Raw genomic sequence first — 21022 nt, 5'->3', positions numbered from 1 at the left:
TTAATATTATTTGGGAAAATAATATTTAGATCATATACAAAGAATTTCACGGCAGACTTCAAAGGCTATTCTCAACTATGAAGCCTACTAAAGAGCAAATCGATTCGATCAAAACAAAATTTTCAGCAATGCAAACAACTGAAGATTTGCTCGATTTATTGAATTTCTCAAAGTCCATAATTTACGGAGAAAAAGTAATTCCTTTCAAGTTAAAAGACATCACATTTTACTGTAACCCCAAAAGAACGATTGATCATAAGTGGAAATTTTTCCATCAATATCAAGAGTTTACCATTGCAAAAAAATCTGGAGGAACAAGAACAATTTATGCTCCCAAGAAAGGATTGAAAGCTGTTCAGCGTTCAATTGCGTTCGTATTCCAATGCATTTTCGAGCCACACAAATCAACCATGGGATTCACAAAAGAAAGATCAATTGTACATAATGCGCAATTACATATTAATTCGTATTATGTATTAAATATTGATTTAAAAGACTTTTTTCCAAGTGTCGACCAAGCACGCGTATGGAAATGTTTGCAGCAAGCCCCATTTAATTTAAATCAAGCAACCTCAAAGGTATTTGAAACATTTGCTATAGATGAGTTCAAAATTAAATATCCTGAACAATCAAAAAAAATACACCCAAACAAGAAATTTGTAATCAGTGATATAGATTCTAATTATTTCAAAGCGACTAATCGAATACCAAAAGCTGCAAGATTAGAGTTAGCCAATATGTTGGCGGCAATCTGTTGCACAGAAATGGAAGTAGAGAGTATTCTTGCAGATGGTTCGGTTGAAAAAATAAAGAAAAATGTACTGCCACAAGGTGCACCTACCTCACCGATATTGAGTAATGTTGTTTGCCAAAAACTAGATCTTCGTCTCGCTGGAGTGGCAAAGCGATTTGGATTACTATATAGCCGATATGCTGATGATATCACATTTAGTTCGCTTCATAATGTATTTCAAGTTGACAGTGAATTCAAAAAAGAGCTATATAGAATTATATTAGATCAAGGTTTCAGAATTAATGAAAAAAAGACACGATTACAAAAAGATGGTTATAAAAAAGAAGTAACAGGACTTTTGGTTCATGGCCAAGTTAACGTTCAAAAAAGTTTTATCAAAGATTTGCGTATGTGGTTGAATTTATGGGAACGATACGGGTACGAGAAAGCAAATAACATTTTCCTTAATGAAAATGGCCCACTACTCAATACCACAGCGAAAATAAAAAAAGCAGAATTACGAAATACGCTAGAAGGGAAATTAAACTATTTAAGTATGGTGAAAGGTCTAAATAACATTACCTACGTAAAGTTGAATAATCGATTTCGTACACTAAAACCCACTATCAAAATACATACGGAAGATCGTTCAGCTCACATCGAAAAAACTTTAGAGTTACTTTTAAATAATGGAATTAATGATGCCATGGCATTCTATCAACCGCAATAATTAGTATGGCAACAAAAGAACAAATTGAATCATTAATCAAATTGGTTACTGAAATCGCTAATCAACCTGGGAATGAATGGGTAAGGAGATCGTTAAACGAAAAATTTAATAATCCAACCACAATAGAAACCTCAAATGGTGGTAGTTCATTGATTGTAGACATAAAAAAAGACACAAATAAAGTTATTGAATTATTAGAAATTAGCCCAGAATGCAGTATTGACTATTCATTTATTCCTCATAAACTCCTTAGAACTCGCCTCGAATTAGATAACTTGAGAATGGAAAATGTAAGATACGATCTCAAAGAAAAAGATCACATCAAAAGATTATTTGATTTTAGTGTAAATGCATTTTACCAAATTGAAAATCTTTTAAACTATTATTACTTCGAAAAATATCAGAAAATCGAAGATTTACTATACCATTTTGAGTCGATTGAAGGTACCCATTTCAAAAGAACAGATAACCATCGAAATATAAATGATATTTCGATTGCTACTAAAATATTTACTTTCAATCGGACTTTTTATAATTCAAAAAATGGATCACAGGGCTTTAATATAGATAGTTTACGTTTAATTCGAAATGAAGGATTGCACAGATGCACTCGAATTTCAAAAATTGAAAATGAAAATCCTCGTCTTCACAAATTTATTGCTGAAGCAACATTTGATTCAATACAATCAATTGTAAAGAACTTGGCTGAAAAAGTTAATCAACTCTTGACTTCAAAATAAAATCTCAAATGAACGGAACGGATAAGATGTTTATAACAACAGTCTGCAAGGCGAGAAAACTCCAAACTGGAAGTATATTAGCTTACGATGAATTAAACAATGAATATTTTGCTATAAATAGTTTAGTCAAACAATTGAAAATTCAATTCAAAAAAATAATAGATAGAAACCCCTCTTACATTTTGTTTGTAAAAGAAGTTTGGACTGGCGGAAAATGGAATAATAAAGAAGTCAACAAAATAATTTACATATCTAACCAAAAAGAAAATGTAATAAAATTTTCAAATATTATTATAGAAAAAGATGAAACACTACGAATGATATATAAGAACAACAGTAGAATAATAGAATTATATGAAACCGATACAAGAAATTTTAAAAAATTAAATGAAACAAAATTTAATACAATTTCAGATTCTGATAAAGCGTTAAAAAATATTTTAGAAATTCAAAACTCAAATGAAAATACAAGAACTGAACTTAAAAATAATAATGAATCGCTTAGAAAGAGATTAAATGAAATTTATTCACAAATTGAAATAATTCAATTTTAAATTGAAAAATAAATTTGTTCATAAATTTAACTCTCTAATACTTTTTCAGATCATCAAATGAAAAAATCATTACCTCCTGCTCCCAAAGACTAAAACCTCCTTCTTTATGCTTGTGCACCACATAAGTTAAAGTGATATCACCTCCGACATCAACGTTATGCTTACCTATAACAGTAGTTTTGTTGAGTAATTCCAAATTTAAGTTTTCATCAATTTTCCGGGGAACAGTTATCGCTGCAACTACTTGCTCAAAACTATTAAAAATTAGTAACTCCCGAAATCCTCTTTCCGTAGTGATACCCCAATCTACTCCAGCAACTTCCTCCAAAAATAATCCAAAAGGCACGTTGTTTTTATCAAAAGCACTATTTTTTGTCAATTTCAGCATAATCAAAATTATTTAGAATAAATATTAATGTCCCATTCCAGCCATCATAGTATCCCAATCCCCCCCATTTTCATTAAAATCATCATAGCTTCCACATTGACCATCAGTTAATGCATCAAATGAATCTCTTTCCCAATCGGAATAAGGGTCGTAATCTGGTTCTTCATAATCGTCAAAGTCAACCTCATCTAGTTCTGCTTGCCAATTACTTTGTAGTTTATTCAAAGAATCATCTGAAAATTGGTATGACGAATTTAAACTTTGAAGTTCATAAAACACATCCTCTTCAATATTAAAGTGTTCTAAGTTTAGAATACACCATTCTATATAACTAGGATTCTGACCATAAACTTGCTGAAGTGACGATCCTTTATATTTACCAAAAGTAAAAATTGAATTTAATTCGTAGTTTTTCATAATTTATTTAGAAGTTATTATAGAAACAAAACCATTGTTAATTTGAACAGAAAGTATTTCAGATGAAACATATCGATAGAGCGTTCTTTCTGAAATTTTTAAATGCAAGCATATTCTCCGTTTTGAAACGGGCTGCCATCCATTTGATTGTAAAAACATAATTAGTTTCGCAATCCTATATTTTTTCGTATTTATCATATTTTATACCTAAGCTGCTTGTCTTCGTGATAATTCTTTTGGCTTATGCTTAATCCATTGATACGGATTTCGATTCCTGTAACATGTAACAATTTGGTCACCATTTGCTCCAATTATTACTATAGTATTTTCAAACTTACTCGCCTGTTTTTTTAGATTGGCGGGAACATCTTTTTTTCCCAGTATGTAGTAAGTCAAACCCTGACCATAAATACAACTTCCATATTCTGTTACTATAGCAATTTGCTCATTAGATATCCCTCTCTGTTTTGAACGCTGAAGGGAATGTCTTGAATGATGCAATTCATATTCTAAAAATTTACCATCGCTCTCAGTTTGAAATACAATTTCTTGAGGGCTACTTTTTAACATGTTTGTATTGATTACCATAATTGCTGCCTTTGTTTGTTGATACAAATTTCAGAACTATATATGCAATAGACTTGCACACATCGAATCAATATTATCAATAGATGGAGATTTTGATATTAAAGAATAAAACCGTAAAAAAAATTGAGAGTTACTTAATTGAATTTAAATGGGAGTGACAGCTCCATTTCATTCCGCTGTCAGCCCGCAGGGCATCTAGCACAAAGCCTGACATCCTGCGCTGCGCTCAGGATGAAGCTTTTTCATTTTCCCTTGCTCGCCCAAGCAAGCTTGACTCGCAATTGAAAATAAAAAAGCCCCTCAGCTAACGCTGAGAGGCTTCGTAGAGGGGAAGGGATTCGAACCCTCGGTAAGCTTGAGACCTACACACGCTTTCCAAGCGTGCTCCTTAAACCACTCGGACACCCCTCTATAAGCGCCCGTGGGGTTGCAAAAATAGCAAATTATTTCGACGAATCGAAAAACGAATCGATATCCTTCTTGAATTGGATCAAGGATGGTTTGTGGATATAATACATATGTCCAGATTCGTAGTATTTAATGTCTACGCGAGAGCGTTGTTCGGGACGCAAGAACATATGCTCGATGTCGTAGACCGCCGTGAAGTACGGGGTCGCGAAATCGTAGTAGCCGCAGCCGAGGTAGACTTTCAGGTTCGGGTTTTTGGCCATCGCATCACGAAGACTTTCTGCAACGTTCAAGTATTTGTTTTGGACGTTTTTATAGGACCAAGGGTATACTTCGCCGAAGACGTTGTAGCCTTTCTCCTCTGTGAACTTCAATTCTTTGGATAAATAATCGTTAATCGTGGCGGTGAAAGGTCCATCGATGTTTGTGAATGATGGATCGAAATCCACGTATTCGCCAGCGTCGTCTAGGTTACGACCTGTGAAACGAGCGTCTAAACGACCGATCGAAAGTCCGTCTGCACGGCGTAGGGCTTTGTAGAAACGGTTTTCCTCTAGACGTAAATTGGCTTGCAGGCAAAGCTCTTTGGAAAGGCCAGTATAATAGGCCATCTTTTCAGCGATAGTCGATTTTTCTGCGTCAGACATCCAGCCGCCTTTGATTAATGCGGTAGCATAGGGTCCGATCGCCCATTGCTCGGATTCCTTCAATACGTCTGCGATAGGTCTCGCTTGTAAGGCTGGGGCTAATTTTTTGTGATACCAAGCGGCAGCGGTGTACGATGGAATGTAAAGCGCGCGAGGTAGATCGTTTCCGATGTTGTAATCGTTTGTGCCAAAGTTTAATACCGCCGAGATTAAAATAACACCATTGATATAGATGCGGTGTTCGTCTTGCAAGAATTTCGATAATCCTGCGGCACGCGTGGTTCCGTAGCTTTCGCCGGCTAGGAATTTAGGAGAAGCCCAGCGATCGTAGCGGCTCAAGAAGTTGCGCACGAAATCGCCTACGGATTTGATGTCCTCTACGTAACCGTGGTATTTGCTTGCGGACTCGCCCACAGCGCGGGAATAGCCGGTGGAAACGGGGTCGATGAAGACTAAATCCGTTTTGTCTAACCAAGAAAATTCATTGGGAACGTAAGAATAAGGGGCTGCAGTGGCGGTTCCGTCGTCTTTCAAGACTACGCGTTTAGGGCCTACGCCGCCCATGTGTAACCATAAAGAGGCAGAGCCTGGGCCACCGTTGAAGGTGAAAGTGACTGGGCGTTTGGCGCCTTCTTCGTCGTCTTTGGAGTAGTAGGTGAAGAAGATTTTGGCCAAAACCTTACCCGTATCTGCCTTCATATGCATATAACCGGTGGTCGCCGTGTAATTAATCACCTTGCCGGCGATCGTAATGGAGTGTTTCGTCTTAACGACTTGCACGCCAGCCGGGTCTTTCCCGATTTGCGCAATTGTTTGCGCGTTCAAGCTAAGCGTAAGTGCACAAAAAAGAATCGTCAATAGTTTTTTCATCGTTTGAAGATTTATGAAAACGAATATAAAAATTCTTTGGCAATAAAAGGTTATTTCGTAGATTTGCACCTAATCTATATATTATATAGACTTTATAAACATTTCAAGATTTTATTATGCAAAGTTTCCGCTCTGAAATAGAAAACCCCGTAGTCGAAAAAGACATCCTGGATTTAGCGAAAAAAATCGCTCAATTCAAGGCTGGAGAGATTCACGAGGAAAAATTCAGAAGTCTTCGCCTGGCGCGCGGTGTCTACGGTCAACGCCAACAGGGGGTGCAAATGATCCGCATTAAATTGCCGTATGGCAAGATTCAATTCCACCAATGGAAGCGAATTTCAGACATTTCAGACGAATACTCTACCGGAAACCTGCATTTAACAACACGTCAAGATATCCAAATTCACTACGTGTCGCTGGACCGTACGCCAGAACTTTGGGCAAAATTAGAGCAGGACGATATCACCTTGCGCGAGGCTTGTGGAAACACGGTGCGTAACATTACGGCCTCCCCTACTTCTGGGATTGATCCGAAAGAATTATTTGATGTAAGCCCGCACGCAGATGCAGCTTTCCGTTACTTTTTGCGCAACCCTATCTGCCAAGAAATGGGTCGTAAAATTAAGATGTCTTTCTCGAACACAGATGAAGATACTTCTTTAGCCTATTTACACGATGTAGGTTTTATTCCCAAAATCGTGGACGGCAAACGCGGCTTCAAAGTAGTCGTGGGTGGTGGTTTAGGCGCCCAACCGATGCTGGCTCACGTAGCTCACGAATTCCTAGCAGAAAACCTAGTTATTCCATTCATCGAAGCTATTTTGCGTGTTTTTGATCGCCACGGCGAACGCAATTCTCGCCACAAGGCACGTATGAAATTCTTGATCCAAAAGATCGGCTTCGAGGCCTTTATGGATTTAGTAAAAGCGGAATCGAAAGCGTTAAAAAATCACTCTTTCGAAATTCCACCGGCAACAGCTTGGGAGGTTACTCCGCCTACTTTAGTGGCTTCGACGGTAACTCCTAACTCAGAGGCTTACGCCACTTGGTTAGCAACCAATACCTTTGAACAAAAGCAAAAAGGATTCCACGCGGTCTATGTTCGGATTCTGAACGGTAATATTTCAAGTACTACTTCTCGTTCTTTAATCGAGGCATTAACTGGTTACATAGGCGATGATATTCGCATCACGATCAACCAAGGTTTGATGCTAAAATATGTTCCTACGGCGAATTTGGCCTACGTCTACTCCGTATTAGACGCACACGGATTAGCGGCTCCGGGAGCGAATTCCATCGCAAATATCACGGCTTGCCCGGGAACAGACACGTGTAATTTAGCGATCTCTGATTCGACGAATATCACCTCAAAATTAGAGGCGGTCATCACGGAAGAATTTCCGTCTTTGATCCACGATAGTGCGATGAAGATCAAAATCTCCGGCTGTATGAACGCTTGCGGACAACATAGTATGGCATCGATCGGTTTCCACGGATCTTCGTTAAAGGCCGCGGACAAACGCGTTTTACCAGCCTTGCAAGTCTTATTAGGCGGCGCGACATTAGGCAATGGCGAAGGAAAAATCGCAGACAAAGTAATCAAAGTTCCGTCGAAAAGAGGTCCACAAGTCTTGCGCACCTTATTGAATAACTTCGAAGAAAACGCACAAGCGGGAGAATATTTCCACAGCTATTACGATCGCCAAGGCGAGAAATATTTCTATGATTTATTGAAGCCCATAGCAGATTTAAGCACGCTAGTGGACGATGATTTCATCGACTGGGGCGCTTCAGAAAACTTCGCTACCGAAATCGGCGTGGGAGAATGTGCAGGTGTCGTGATCGACTTAGTGGCGACTTTGTTATTTGAATCAGACGAGAAATACGAATGGACAGCGGCTGCGCTAGAAGACAAACGCTATGCGGATGCGATCTACCACGCCTACAGCGTGTTTATTTCGGCAGCAAAAGCCCTTTTATTAGATAAATCGATTTCAGTTCCTACGCAACATTCGGTGATTACGAAGTTCGATGAAAACTTTGTGGCAACCGGCGATTTTACCGTGGAAGCACCTTCATTCGCTGAATTAGTGTTGCAGATTAACCAAAACGAGCCATCTGCCGAGTTTGCAACTCGCTATACAGCGCAAGCCTATGCCTTTTTACAATCAGCCAAAGTAGCCCGCTCTTAATCGTATGAAGAACTTAAGCCATTTCAGATCTTTAGAGCCCCATCCGAAATTATCGGTGGTGGGTGCTGGCCCAGGCGATCCGGAGTTGATCACCTTGAAAGCCATTAAAGCCATTGCGTCTGCGCAGGCCGTTTTATACGATGCTTTAGTTAACCAAAGCTTGTTAGCACATTGCTCCCCTACCTGCGAGCAGATTTATGTGGGTAAGCGTGCGGGTGAAAGCCATTCCCAAGAGGCGATCAATAAATTAATCGTAGAAAAAGCTTATGCTTTAGGACACGTGGTCCGCTTGAAAGGTGGAGATCCCTTTGTCTTTGGCCGTGGCCAAGAAGAAATCGAATACGCGCGCGGGTTCGGCTTATTGACGGATTACATTCCGGGCATTTCGTCGTCTTATGCGGCGGCGGGCTCAGCTGAGATTCCGTTGACGATTCGTGGAGTGAACGAAAGCTTTTGGGTGATGACGGGCACGAAATCGGACGGCTCTTTGACGGCAGACTTAGCCTTAGGCTTACAATCTTCTGCGACTTTGGTTATTCTCATGGGAATGAATAAGTTAGAGGAGATCGCTACCATATGCCAAAAATACGGTAAAGGCGATATCTCAGCAGCTATTATTCAAAACGGCACGATGAAAAATCAACGCATTGGCGTATCTTCGGCAGCAGAATTAGCCTCCATGGCTTCCAAAGAGGGCTTGACTAATCCGGCAGTCATCGTCATCGGCGAAGTGGTGCGTCACGCAAAGCCGGAATTATGGCAAAAAATCACGAAAATCAGTAAAGAAAATGAGCAATAGAATTAATATCTCCAGCGGTTCTCCCTTCGAAGATACTTTCGGCTACTGCCGCGCGGTAAAGACAGGAAATTTGTTAGAAATCTCGGGCACAGTTGCCTTGGTGGATGGCGAAAAAATAACGGCTGACGATTTATATGCCCAAACCTATAACATCATCGAACGAATCGCGGTGGTTTTAGAAGAGGCTGGCTCTTCGTTAAAGGATGTGGTCCGTACCCGTATTTTCACGACGGATATTTCAAAGAATTTAGACATTGCTCGTGCACATGCTCATTTCTTTGGCGATGTTAAACCAACGACAGGAATTTACGAAATCTCAGCCTTGATCGCTCCGCAATATAAAGTGGAGATTGAGTTTACGGCTTGGGTTGGATAAGAAATCTGAATGCATAAAAAAGCCCCGAATTTTCGTTCGGGGCTTTTTTTATATTTTTGCAGCTTCTTTTTTCAGTAGGTTAACATCAATCGGAACAACCCCTAAAAATTCGCAGACTAAGCCTCCGCCTAAGTTAGCAAGCTCAGCAATTTGTGCGGCGGATCCACCAGCGGCAAGCGCGCAAGCAGCAATCGAAATAACGGTATCTCCGGCTCCTGAAACATCGGCGATTTGGCGAATGTGAGCAGGGATTTGAATTTGGTCTGCTGCGAAATCCATATACACACCGCGTTCTGACATCGTTACAAATAACCCCGTGAAGGATTGTGCTGCCTTAAAATCAGCGACTGTTTTTGCGATGGCGTCGGGTGCAATTGCTGCAGCCTCTAAACCTAAACCATCACGTAACTCATTCAAATTAGGCTTGAACAAAGTAGCGCCGCTGTATGCGAAGAAGTTCTTTTTCTTCGGATCAACGACAGTTGGAATTTGACGTGCTTTCGCCAGCGTAATAATTTCTTGAATCAATTCAGCACTCAAAACCCCTTTGTCATAATCTTCAAAAAGGATCACATCGACCTCTGGTAACCAAGCTTTGACTTGTTCCAATAAGGCTTTAGACGAAGCTGCTGAAATAGGTGCCTCCGTTTCCGAATCCACGCGAATCAATTGTTGAGATCCGGCGATAACACGTTCTTTAACCGTAGTAGGACGACCTTTTTCAGTGATAATCCCTGAAGTAGAAAGACCAGCTGCTTGTAGAATTCCTTGTAAGGTTTCGCCTGTGGCATCGTCACCGATAACCGAGCAAACATAGGGTTTTGCACCAAGGCTCGCGATGTTCAAAACTACATTTCCAGCACCGCCTAAGCGAGATTCACGCTTTATCACGTTCACTACCGGAACTGGTGCTTCTGGTGAAATGCGATTCACCTTTCCCCAGGTATAGGCATCCACCATTAAATCGCCAATCACGAGAACGCGTAGGCTAGAAAATTTCTCAATCAGGGTAGATAATGGATTCATAAAGATGCTAATATTTAACCTCCAATAGTCGTCATCGATTCGGTGATGACTCCTTTTCGTTTATTTTCTGCTTCAAATCCATCCAACGGACGCGATTTAAATAGTTTCAAAAATTGTGCTTTCACCTCCTCATCGCTCACTTCGCTACGAAGATACGGCTTCATATCAAAAACGCCATCATCGTACAGACAAGTCTTGACTTGACCTTTGGCAGTCAAACGAATGCGATTGCAACTTCCACAAAAGGTCCGCGTAAATGCCGCGATAACTCCTACATTCCCTTTGAACCCTGGAATATCATAGGTATTTGCCGTTTCCCCGAACAAAAAGGGTCTCGCTTTTAGATCCGGAAATTGCGAACGGATACGTTCTAAAATACGGGCGTGATCCCAAAATAGCTTTTCTTCTACCAGTCCGGAACCATTAAACGGCATTTCTTCGATGAATCTCACCGATACCGGATGTTCACGAGCGAACTCCGTCAAAGCAATAATATCGTCTTCATTTTTGCCCTGCATCACCACCGCATTCATTTTGACTTGAAAACCGGCGTCTATTAAGCGAAGGAGGTTTTCATAGACTTTGGCAAAATCATCCCGACGCGTGATCTGCTGAAAGCGATCCCGATTGAGGGAGTCCAAACTTAAATTAATGTGGCGCACACCTAGCTTTTTTAGCGCATCTATGTAATCCCCAACGAAAACGCCATTCGTCGTCAAACAAATTTCGAGGTCTTTCAAGCCCGCTAAATTCGTTAAGAAATCCAGCAAACCATTCCGAACAAAGGGCTCTCCTCCCGTGATGCGCACCTTTTTAATCCCCATTTCGTGCAAAATCCGGGTTAAGCGAAACATCTCCTCCCAGCTCAACAACTCGCGCTCAGGCATATAGTTAATCCCCTCCGCCGGCATGCAATAGGTGCAGCGCAGATTACAACGATCCGTCACCGCGAGACGTAAATACGTCAATTCGCGGCCGTGATTATCTAAAAGCTGAGGATTATCCAATATATTTGTTCAATAGTTACCAAAGGTACAAAAAACGATGTCAACCTACCACATCTTGCTGTTCGGTATTTGCCGAGATTTATTAAAATCGTCCACCATTTCGATCGAAAAAGAGGGCTCAGTAACCGTGCAGGAGATGTTGCAGACCTTGCGTTCGAAGCATCCGGCTTTGGAAAATCTACCTTCGCTGCGACTCGCGGCGGAACATCGCTTCCAAGAACCTGATTTTATCCTCTCTGAAACGATGGAAATTGCCTTAATTCCACCCGTGAGTGGCGGATAATCCGTATATTTGTTTTTAAATCTACACAATTATATGGGATTAAATCTCCTGTTTCTTGGAGTGCTTTTGTTGCCTTGGGCGTCCGCGCTGTTGGTGGCTCTTTTTCCCAAACCTCTTTTTTCGATTTCCCTTTCGGCTGTATTCAGTATTGCCGCGTTATATTTTTGTAACACCGCACCCCTTGATTTCAAAATCGCTTATCCTTGGTTTAATCTGGGTGGGCAGCAGCTGAATCTAAGTTTTTGGGCGAATGCCTCGGCGCAATTGGTCCTAGGATTAGTGGCGATAGTATCTTTTTGTGTACAACTGTTTTCCAAATCATATCTGAAAGAAGACCCCTCCATCGGTCGATATTACCTGTATTTGCACCTGTTTGTGGGTTCGATGACGCTTTTGCTACTGACCGATTCTATCCTTGTTTTTTATGGGGCTTGGGAATTAGTGGGGGCTTGTTCGTATTTATTGATCAGTTTTTGGCATCAAAAAACGGCCGCCATTCAAGCCGCTAAAAAAGCCTTTTTAATTAATCGCTTAGGGGATATTGCCTTACTGTTTGGTTTAATTTCCCTCGGTTTGCACTTCAATACCTGGCAATTTTCAGCGATGCATGGCATCGCCCCTGCCCTTATCGGAATCACAATAATCGCGGGCGGAATAGCTAAATCTGCCCAATTCCCGTTAATGTCTTGGTTACCTGATGCGATGGAGGGTCCTACGCCAGCCTCCGCATTGATTCACGCCGCTACGATGGTGGCCGCGGGTGTATTTGTGGGCGTTCGCGTTTTCGATATCACGGGACCAGAGACCCATCTTTTTATGGGAATCATTGGTGCAATCTCCTTTTTAACAGGAGCAGTATTCGCCATTTTCCAAAACGACATCAAAAAAACACTGGCCTATTCCACCATTTCCCAGCTGGGTTTAATGTGGATGGGAATGGGTTCTGACGCTTCATTATTTCATTTACTAACCCATGGGATTTTTAAAGCTGGTCTATTTTTAGCGGCTGGCGCTGTTATTCATACCGTCCATTCCCAAAGCCTAAACGACATGGGTGGGCTTCGCAAAAAAGCGCCAATAGCGGCTTTGGCCTACCTCGTATTCGGGTCTGGATTGATAGGATTGCCACTTACGGGCGGTTTTTTAAGCAAGGAGAATATCGCCGGATATTTGTACTCAAACGAACAATTCGAACTCCTAGGCGTCCTAGGTGTAGGTATGGTGTTAACCAGTTTCTATATCAGCCGCCAATTTTATTTGATCTTTATGGGGCCTGTGAAAGAAGGTTCCCCTAATAAGGATTTCAGTTTAGAAACCCCGATCAGGCTATTAATTATAGCGAGCTTTTTCATTTGGATTTCTTGGAATCCCATCGAAATCCACGATTCTGCCTTGTTAGAGCGTTTCGAGGTCACCATTTACCACATTCCATCATTCTGGTTGTATATCACGGCTGCCACCTGGGTGCTGGGAATGGCGGGAGCTTATTTAACAAGAAACTGGATTCCAGCTGGGAACTACCAATTATTACCTGGCTTATGGCCATCCTTATTCCGCTTTATTCGATGGAAGAGCAGATCTGCTCAGGTTTTCGAAACGCAATTCATTGACCGATTCGTGAATGGGATTGCCGCTTTGCAAGTGATTATTGCCCATCTATCCGCTTGGTTTGATAGACACATCATCGATGGCATATTTGTAGGTGGAAGTGCCAGCCTAAGTGCAGGCACTGGAAAAATTTTAAGTCGCTGGCAATCAGCTAAAGTCCAAAGCTATTGGGCTATGATTATTGTGACATTTGCCTTATTTTTACTTTACGCGCTATTTATTAAATGACGAATTTACCTCTTTTATCGCTCTTAATTGGATTGCCCTTGCTTGGTGCATTAGCGCTTGGTTTGGGTCAATTGAAAAAACAAGCGAGAAGCATTGCCATCGGTCTTTCGACACTCCAATTAGCGCTTTTGGGCTATATCTATGGCGCATTCGATAAAACTTCCGGCTTATTTCAATTCAACGAAACGCACAATTGGTTCTCCATTTCACTCGGATCGATGGGACAATTTATGTCTAAATACACGTTAGGAGTTGATGGTTTGAGCATTTCCCTGATTCTGTTAACTGGATTAATTACCTGGGTGGCGCTGTGGAATTCGACAGACATTAAAGAAAAAATGGGTGGCTACTATGCCTTGGTCTTGCTCTTGAACGCCTCGATTATGGGCTGTTTTATGGCCAAAGACCTCTTCCTCTTCTACGTCTTCTTCGAGTTTATGTTGCTCCCTATGTATTTCTTGATTGGAATTTGGGGTGGACCGCGCAGAAATTACGCATCGTTGAAGTTCTTTATTTACACGCTAGTTGGCTCCCTTTTGATCCTGATCGTGATGCTAGGAATGGGAGTTGCTTATGTGGATCCTTATGAAACAGCTTTATTAAATGGCTTGATTCGCCCAGAACAAGGCTTCAACCTAGAGGCCTTGAAAACAGTACAGCAACTAATACAGTCACAAGAATTAGCTACGTCTTCTTTAGTGCATAGCTTTGATATGCAGGCTTTAGAAGACTATAATAATTGCCAAATCACCAGCATCCTACACATCAGCTCAGGCTGTCAATTAGCGGGAATGAGCGCGCGTGAATGGGGCTTTTGGTTATTATTCATCGGTTTCGCCATCAAATTACCGATGGTTCCTTTGCACACTTGGTTACCCGATGCACACGTAGAAGCACCTACACCAATCTCCGTTTTATTAGCAGGTGTCTTGTTGAAAATCGGAGCATACGGCTGGTTGCGAATCACCATTCCATTCTTCCAAGCAGAGGCAATTGAAGCGGCGAATATCTTGGCAGGCTTAGGAGCTTTATCTATCGTTTACGGCGCCTACAATGCACTAGCGATGACGGATTTAAAGAAATTAGTGGCCTATTCTTCCGTTTCACATATGGGTTTCGTGCTGATCGGAATCGCAGCCTTTACGGCTGAAGGATGGCAAGGAGCCATCTTCCAAACCATCTCCCACGGTGTTTTATCAGCCTTGTTATTCTTACTAGTAGGTGTATTGTATTCCCGAACGGGAAATCGCGAAATCGATTCGTATTCCGGTTTAGTTACCTTGATGCCACGGTTTACGGTTATCTCAGGCATCGCCATTTTTGCCTCTTTAGGCCTTCCCGGATTCTCTGGATTTATCGGAGAATTCTTCAGCTTGATGGGCGCATTCACGAGTCCCTTTGTGCATCCAGGGATAGCGGTTTTTGGCGCTTTGGGCTTATTATTAGGCGCTGGATACCTATTATGGACTTTCCAAAAAATCTATTTGGGAAAACACTACCAAAAAAATGCCCATTGGTCTTTACCTGATTTGAATAAATTAGAATTGCTAAGCCTTTTTGGTCTAGGAATTATCAGTATATTGCTAGGCGTTTATCCGGGCTTACTATTTGAGCTCAGTGAAAAATTCGTCACCGGATTACTAAAATAAACCTATTAACATATAAACCTATGGAAAACAAATTCAGCCGAAGAGACATTCTAAAAAGCTCTGCTGGGTTCGCAGGCCTTGGAATGATGGGACATCGTTTTCAGGAAGCAGACATCCAAGCGGGCCTTGACTTAAAAGGAAAGGTACATCACTCAGCCTGTCGCTGGTGCTATAACGATATCCCGTTTGAGGAATTAGTCATTAACGCCAAAAAAATCGGCTTGCAATCCATCGAATTAACAGGTCCCGATGAGTGGGAAATCCTGAAAAAACACGATATGACTGCGGCAATTGGCTGGGGAAAATACCCAGACGGCATGAACATCCCGAACTTCTTTAACCGTACGAAAAACCACGACGCTTTAGTCGGTTTCTACGAAGATATCATCCCTAAAGCAGCGAAAGCCGGCGTTAAAAATATCATCACCTTCTCCGGAAACAGAGATGGTATGAGCGATGAAGACGGACTAATCAACTGCAAAAAGGGCTTACAACGTATCATGAAAACCGCAGAACGTTACGATGTAACGATCTCCATGGAGTTATTGAATTCCAAAGTAAACCACAAAGACTACCAAGCTGACACAACTGAATGGGGTGCTGCACTTTGTGAGATGGTGGGTTCTGATAAATTCAAATTGCTTTACGATATCTACCACATGCAAATCATGGAAGGGGACGTAATCGCTACCATCAAAAAATACCACCAATACATCTCTCACTACCACACAGGTGGTGTTCCAGGTCGTAACGAGATCGACGAGACGCAAGAATTAAATTATGCGGCTATCATTCGTGCTATCTACGATACAGGATATAAAGGCTTTATCGGACAGGAATTCATTCCAGCTCGTAAAGACAAAATGGCGTCCTTAGAACAAGCGGTAAAAATCTGCGATATTTAAGAATACCAACAGCTTGATAAAAACGCAAACAGCTCGCTTCGAGTCGTTTGCGTTTTTTATTTATCAGGTTCTCAATATTGATTTTTTTCAGCTTGTTTAGCCTTCGTTTTCTGCTCTAATTCGAGTCATGAAAACGCTCTTTTTTCTCTTCTATAGTTTCGTTGCCTTCACACAATGCGCTACCATCAGCACACAACCTCTCTCACAAATTACCTGTGAGGGAGATTCCATTCGACTCATTGTTGTCAGTTCGAGCGGCACTTTTCAATGGGAAAAGCGCAGACCCTCGGACACGAAATTCACGAGCATTACAAACGCGCGCGCAGCGCGCTACAGTTTTCTTTCCGGCGGAGCCACGCATCCCGCGGGATCTTATTATCGATTAAAAATCACGTCTGGCAAATGCAACAGCTATTCTGATTCTGTTTTAGTGGTGCTCCGAAAAGCGCCTGTGATTTCAAGTGTTACGGTTTGCGAAAAGGCGCTTATTTCTTTCCCTTATTCCTGGACACTCAATGGTCAAGCTGTGGATTCTATTATTGCTACACCCACACTGAATGGAGCAAAAATAAAGGCATTCGCCCGATACTCCACTCTTCCAGCTGGCACTTGCGTGATGGCCTCCAATGAGGTATCACTGAGCATCACCACGCTCCCTGCTGCTCCCTCCCATTCCGTAAAACTCGTCAAAGCCTGCGAAGGCCTACCCTTTTCGCTCAATGCGACAGGCTGTTCGCCTTCCCTTACTTTTTGGTATAATTCCGATGGCCGCAAAATAGGCGAAGGTAGTCGATTACCACTGATCGCCTCCGACAGCGCCATTTTTCGGGCAACTTGTGTTAAATCTGGTTGCGAGGGACCTTTATCATCAGGGGTAAAAACGGCTATTTACCCTATTCCAGCGCCGCCGCTGAATACCTCCTCCAATTACTTTTGCTCAGATGTTGCCTTTTCTTTACAAGCCAGCGGAGGGCTAAACAACATCTGGTATGAATCGGAGTCAGCTAAGTCTAGCCTAAGCACCGCAACAGCCTTAGCTATGAAAGCTATTCGAAATACAAGCAATGAAGATTCTCTATTCGTCCGATTTGCTTCTGTCAAAATAAACGATTGCGAAAGCACACGAATTCCAGTAACGATTCGGATCAAGCCACGACTCATTATACGCTCATTAAATCCTATTTCACTTACCGGCGAAAGAACAATAAGTGTACCTGAAACACTACCGTTGAATGGAACACCACCCTACCAAGTCACTTATAGCTCCTCAGCAAAAAGCACTTTCGGTCCTTTTACTGGCAATGGATTCCTATTGAGAACTGCAACAGATTCGCTGGGCTGTAGTACGAAAGACACGACAGGAGTAAATTATGTGCGAAACGGCCCCATTATTCATCGATTAACAGCTCGCTCTGAAACGAATTGCCTAACAAATAACTACCGTATTCGAATCAATGGCTGTCCATTGAAAACATCAGCATTAGGTACTTCCAAACGCTATGAATCCGCATTAGCAGATTTTATCCTAACAGGAGGAAATTACACATTCCTCTGCAACGATGGGGAGACAGACACGCTAATGCTAAATTTGCCTGTTTTAAAGCAACCAAGCGCTCTGGTTCGCAAATCCTTCACAGGACCCATTTGTGAAGCGGACAGCGCAAGCTTCAGCCTTACATTGGACCCTAGCATTCATTTCGTTGGTTGGGAAATGAACGGCCATCTATTTGCCACTGAAAAAACAATAAATGGCTTACTTCCCTCTGGAGAATACCAATCCGTTTTTGAAGAAAATGGCTGTTTCTACCGCTCGGAGAAAATCAATCTAGCAAGAAAAGCCAATCCCCCAGCTCCTCGTTTAGAAAAAATGGGAGCCTATTTTGTGAGTGTGAGATCTTTGTCAATCGGCATCCCCGAATGGCTCATCGATCAAACCCGATCAACTGACACAACCTCTTTTCGAAAGATCACCGAAGGACGCGAATTCTACGTCCGCGCTAAATGGATGTATAAAAGTCTTTCCTGCTTTTCTACCTATTCCAATGTGTATTACGTAGATAAACCCGCGACCTACGAATTCGCTGTATACCCTAATCCAAACCAAGGGCAACTGTCCATCGAAATCGCGTATGAAATAGCAGACGCAGAAGTCCACTTGTTCGATTTGAAGGGCAAATTACTTGACTCTATGAAAATAAAAAGTTCCAGCAGGAGAATCGACTGGGATATTTCCCGTTTACCTGCTGGAACCTATGTAGTCAGACTGATCTTTGATGGAATCAGCCAAGAAAAAACTATTCGTAAATACCTTTAGCCACTTTCTCTGAAATCGCTTTAGGGGCTATCCAAGCCAAGAAAGCTCCTAGCTTATTGATGAGACCCGTTATCACTTCTTGCTTTTTAGCAAACATACCATCCACGGCTAACTTTGCCACAACAGCGGGAGTCATCGTTACTTTCTCTGCCGCCTTACTAGCCTTAGCTGGCAAGTTCGCTCGGTCATTAAAGTTTGTAGTAGTAGCACCCGGGCTAACGGCCGTAACGCTAATTCCTTTCTCCTTCCACTCGTGGAATAAGCCACGAGAGAAGTTCAAGACAAATACTTTAGAAGCAGCATAAACACTCATCAAAGGAATCGCCTGGTAGGCCGTAGAACTTGCAATATTCAATACGTAGGCTTGGCCTTTACCTGAAAGCATCGGATAGAAACGGTAACACAATTCCACTAATGCATTCATGTTTACTTGCATCATCTTTTGGGTCTCCTCAAAAGAATATTTTTCAAATTCTCCCACTAAGCCATAACCCGCGTTGTTCACCAAAATACGTAAATCAATCTGCTTTGCCAGCACCCACTCATACAAGGTGTTAACAGCAGATGAATCTGCTAAATCCGCCACTAGGTAATCAACGTCCAGCGAATACTTTTTCTGAATCTCTTCTTTTACCTGCTGAAGCTCATACGAATTACGAGCAACTAGTAATAGGTTATACCCTCTCTCTGCTAATTGCAAGGCAATTTCCTTGCCTATTCCTTTACTTCCTCCGGTAATGATTGCGTATGACATAAGCTTGTGTAAATGAAAAAAGCCGCCCGTAGAGCAGCTTTTTTCGATGATTAATAACTAATTATTTCTTAGGAGCCGCGGCTGGAGCAGGATTCAAATAATCGTTGACTTCTTTGTCATCCGCCTTTATCTCCTGTGCTTTGGTAAAATAATCTCTCACTTTGGCTTCATCCTTCGTTACAGTTAAATGATAACCTCCTAAATATTTATAAGCTTCAAATAATTGATTCTTATCCTCTTTTAACGTCGTTGATTTTTCTTCTCTCAACTTCATCACCGTCTCTAAGAACTTCTCGTAATGAGGAACCCCTAACCACTTCGTCCCTGTATAGTCCACTAGGTTGTTCGCACGAGCACGGTTAATATAGAATGGAGGCCATTTTTCGTTCACAGAAATTGCCTTTCCAAATAAGGTATCAGCTTTCATTGCAATTAATGGACGATTCAATGTATCTGCTTTAGGAGTGAAGGCTGCTACAAAATAGTAATCCATTGCTGCCTTAAAGTAATCTCCAGAACCCACCGCTTGGTTTTTCTTTTGCTTCCACTCGATTCCTTTCAAAGCTGCGGTCGCCGCATCATTGTAACGCTTTTGCTTGTAACGAATATCGTGAATAATGTTATAGACGTTATTGTTTGTATCTAAAGGTGCAGCGCGCTCTAAATAAGTTAAAGCAACTGAATCTTTACCTAAGCCTTGGTATCCTTTTCCAAAGTACAAATCATCCATGTAGTATGGTTTCACACCAGAACGAACCATACCTTCTAAGTTATCAATACCTTGTTGGTAGTTCTTCATTTCTACGTTTGAATACCCACGCATACGGAAGATATCGTTGTCTTTCACCCCTTTCTTATCCGCCTCATCTGTGTACTTCATCGCACCCTCATAGTCTTGAGATAAGAATAATAATTTAGCAGTTTCCAAAGTTACTTCTGGAGTTGCTTCCGCTTTCTCTAAATACTTTCTGAAGTAACGAGATGCATTTTTGTATTGGCTACCCACGATCAAATACTCACCATAACGTTTGTGTGCAGGTGCATAGTTTGAATCCAGGTCAATCGCTTCTTTGTAACGAGATTGTGTTTCACGGTAGTTTTTACCACGCAAGAATACCGTTCCAATTTTCACTTTCGCTTTTACATTCTTAGGATCTTGCATTAATGCTTGCTCGTAAGAAGAAACTGCATTACCACCATCATTCTTGATTAAGAAGGCATCTCCACGAACGATCATTTGCTCTGCGTTAGGACCTTTCTTCGTTTTCTCTAACATTAAATCGATCAAACGAATCGCCTCTGCAGGATCATTATTATTTGCATTGAATTCTGGATCGCGTCCTAATTTGTAGAACATCTCATACGCTTCAGCAATACGGTGAATAACATCCCCATTTTTGTATTTCGTTTCAGATAAAATACGATCGAAATCTACTTTCGCTTCATTTACCTTGTTTTGACCTACTTTAATCGCAGCCAACCCTACTTGATTCAAATAGTTCTTCGGATCTGCTGCTAAGCCTTTTTTGAATGCATCTTCTGCACCAGCCCAATCTCTACGAGATAAATAATAATACCCTAAATAATAGTAGTTTTCACCAGTAGGAGAAGCAGTCACTAAACCTTCAAAAACTTGCTTAGCTCTTGTAGGTTGATCGCGATCAATAAAGTGTAATCCTTCTGCGATAGTTTGTCCCATTGCCATATTGGTGATCAATAAACTGACAGCCAATATCCACGATTTCATTTTCTTCATTTTGTTTTTTTAATTAATAGCTTTCAATATTTTTCCTAGGCCTCGAACAC

Annotated in this window: 19 protein-coding genes and 1 tRNA gene; 11 read left to right on the top strand and 9 right to left on the bottom strand. The window is 41.5% G+C overall.

Annotated features, from left to right (window positions below; translation table 11 throughout):
• Positions 1 to 77: 77 nt before the first annotated feature.
• From G9X62_RS07145 to G9X62_RS07135, 3 genes are read left to right on the top strand one after another with little or no spacing between them, the layout of a single operon-like run.
• The gene (locus tag G9X62_RS07145; protein WP_223130046.1) at positions 78 to 1463 is read left to right on the top strand and encodes a reverse transcriptase family protein; all 1386 of its coding nucleotides are present in this window, start codon (positions 78 to 80) and stop codon (positions 1461 to 1463) included.
• A 5-nt stretch (positions 1464 to 1468) separates the two neighbouring features.
• Positions 1469 to 2203, top strand: coding sequence for a hypothetical protein (locus tag G9X62_RS07140; protein ID WP_223130045.1), 735 nt, complete (start codon positions 1469 to 1471; stop codon positions 2201 to 2203).
• Positions 2204 to 2211: 8 nt separating this feature from the next.
• On the top strand, positions 2212 to 2757 hold the full coding sequence (locus G9X62_RS07135; RefSeq protein WP_223130044.1) for a hypothetical protein: 546 nt from the start codon (positions 2212 to 2214) through the stop codon (positions 2755 to 2757).
• 34 nt (positions 2758 to 2791) lie between these two features.
• Here G9X62_RS07135 and G9X62_RS07130 read toward each other — a convergent pair whose 3' ends face one another.
• From G9X62_RS07130 to G9X62_RS07110, 5 genes are all read right to left on the bottom strand, one after another.
• Positions 2792 to 3145 carry a hypothetical protein gene (locus G9X62_RS07130; protein WP_223130043.1) on the bottom strand — a complete coding sequence of 118 codons (354 nt, stop codon included), beginning with the start codon at positions 3143 to 3145 and terminating at the stop codon, positions 2792 to 2794.
• Between the two features lie 24 nt (positions 3146 to 3169).
• Positions 3170 to 3562, bottom strand: coding sequence for an exodeoxyribonuclease X C-terminal domain-containing protein (locus G9X62_RS07125; protein WP_223130042.1), 393 nt, complete (start codon positions 3560 to 3562; stop codon positions 3170 to 3172).
• A 207-nt stretch (positions 3563 to 3769) separates the two neighbouring features.
• Entirely contained in the window at positions 3770 to 4132 is a 363-nt protein-coding gene (locus G9X62_RS07120; RefSeq protein WP_223130041.1) for a hypothetical protein, read from the bottom strand.
• 341 nt (positions 4133 to 4473) lie between these two features.
• Positions 4474 to 4561: transfer RNA gene (locus tag G9X62_RS07115), tRNA-Ser, on the bottom strand.
• Positions 4562 to 4593: 32 nt separating this feature from the next.
• On the bottom strand, positions 4594 to 6075 hold the full coding sequence (locus tag G9X62_RS07110; protein ID WP_223130040.1) for a S10 family peptidase: 1482 nt from the start codon (positions 6073 to 6075) through the stop codon (positions 4594 to 4596).
• A gap of 116 nt (positions 6076 to 6191) precedes the next feature.
• Here G9X62_RS07110 and G9X62_RS07105 point away from each other — a divergent pair, with 116 nt between their 5' ends.
• Genes G9X62_RS07105 through G9X62_RS07095 form a run of 3 tightly spaced genes read left to right on the top strand, consistent with a single transcriptional unit; the run spans position 6192 to position 9442 of the window.
• Positions 6192 to 8267: a HEPN domain-containing protein gene (locus tag G9X62_RS07105; RefSeq protein ID WP_223130039.1), complete on the top strand. Its 2076-nt coding sequence runs from the start codon at positions 6192 to 6194 to the stop codon at positions 8265 to 8267.
• 4 nt (positions 8268 to 8271) lie between these two features.
• Positions 8272 to 9066 (top strand): uroporphyrinogen-III C-methyltransferase, encoded by a 795-nt coding sequence (cobA, locus tag G9X62_RS07100; protein WP_223130038.1) that lies wholly within the window; start codon positions 8272 to 8274, stop codon positions 9064 to 9066.
• Positions 9056 to 9442: a RidA family protein gene (locus G9X62_RS07095; protein ID WP_223130037.1), complete on the top strand. Its 387-nt coding sequence runs from the start codon at positions 9056 to 9058 to the stop codon at positions 9440 to 9442. Before cobA ends, G9X62_RS07095 begins: the two co-directional genes overlap by 11 nt.
• Before the next feature lie 48 nt (positions 9443 to 9490).
• Here the strand turns inward: G9X62_RS07095 and G9X62_RS07090 are convergent, their stop codons facing one another.
• Positions 9491 to 10468 (bottom strand): bifunctional heptose 7-phosphate kinase/heptose 1-phosphate adenyltransferase, encoded by a 978-nt coding sequence (locus tag G9X62_RS07090; protein ID WP_223130036.1) that lies wholly within the window; start codon positions 10466 to 10468, stop codon positions 9491 to 9493.
• A 14-nt stretch (positions 10469 to 10482) separates the two neighbouring features.
• A complete protein-coding gene (moaA, locus tag G9X62_RS07085) occupies positions 10483 to 11475 on the bottom strand; it encodes a GTP 3',8-cyclase MoaA (protein WP_223130035.1) in 993 nt (330 codons plus the stop codon).
• A 37-nt stretch (positions 11476 to 11512) separates the two neighbouring features.
• Here moaA and G9X62_RS07080 point away from each other — a divergent pair, with 37 nt between their 5' ends.
• From G9X62_RS07080 to G9X62_RS07060, 5 genes are all read left to right on the top strand, one after another.
• Complete coding sequence (locus G9X62_RS07080) at positions 11513 to 11758, top strand: MoaD/ThiS family protein (RefSeq protein WP_223130034.1); 246 nt, start codon at positions 11513 to 11515, stop codon at positions 11756 to 11758.
• 33 nt (positions 11759 to 11791) lie between these two features.
• The gene (locus tag G9X62_RS07075; protein ID WP_223130033.1) at positions 11792 to 13594 is read left to right on the top strand and encodes an NADH-quinone oxidoreductase subunit 5 family protein; all 1803 of its coding nucleotides are present in this window, start codon (positions 11792 to 11794) and stop codon (positions 13592 to 13594) included.
• Positions 13591 to 15243, top strand: a complete 1653-nt coding sequence (locus tag G9X62_RS07070) for a complex I subunit 4 family protein (RefSeq protein ID WP_223130032.1) — start codon at positions 13591 to 13593, stop codon at positions 15241 to 15243. Before G9X62_RS07075 ends, G9X62_RS07070 begins: the two co-directional genes overlap by 4 nt.
• Before the next feature lie 20 nt (positions 15244 to 15263).
• A complete protein-coding gene (locus tag G9X62_RS07065; protein ID WP_223130031.1) occupies positions 15264 to 16148 on the top strand; it encodes a hydroxypyruvate isomerase family protein in 885 nt (294 codons plus the stop codon).
• A gap of 127 nt (positions 16149 to 16275) precedes the next feature.
• A complete protein-coding gene (locus G9X62_RS07060; RefSeq protein WP_223130030.1) occupies positions 16276 to 18462 on the top strand; it encodes a T9SS type A sorting domain-containing protein in 2187 nt (728 codons plus the stop codon).
• Here the strand turns inward: G9X62_RS07060 and G9X62_RS07055 are convergent.
• Complete coding sequence (locus G9X62_RS07055) at positions 18443 to 19216, bottom strand: SDR family NAD(P)-dependent oxidoreductase (protein ID WP_223130029.1); 774 nt, start codon at positions 19214 to 19216, stop codon at positions 18443 to 18445. The two genes, G9X62_RS07060 and G9X62_RS07055, sit on opposite strands and share 20 nt — an antisense overlap.
• A gap of 61 nt (positions 19217 to 19277) precedes the next feature.
• On the bottom strand, positions 19278 to 20963 hold the full coding sequence (locus G9X62_RS07050; RefSeq protein ID WP_223130028.1) for a tetratricopeptide repeat protein: 1686 nt from the start codon (positions 20961 to 20963) through the stop codon (positions 19278 to 19280).
• Between the last annotated feature and the right edge of the window lie 59 nt (positions 20964 to 21022).

The sequence above is a fragment of the Aquirufa lenticrescens genome (assembly GCF_019916085.1).
Taxonomy (GTDB): Bacteria; Bacteroidota; Bacteroidia; order Cytophagales; family Spirosomataceae; genus Aquirufa; species Aquirufa lenticrescens.
The sequence above is the reverse complement of the archived record's forward strand: the minus strand, read 5'-3'. Positions and strand labels throughout refer to the sequence as shown.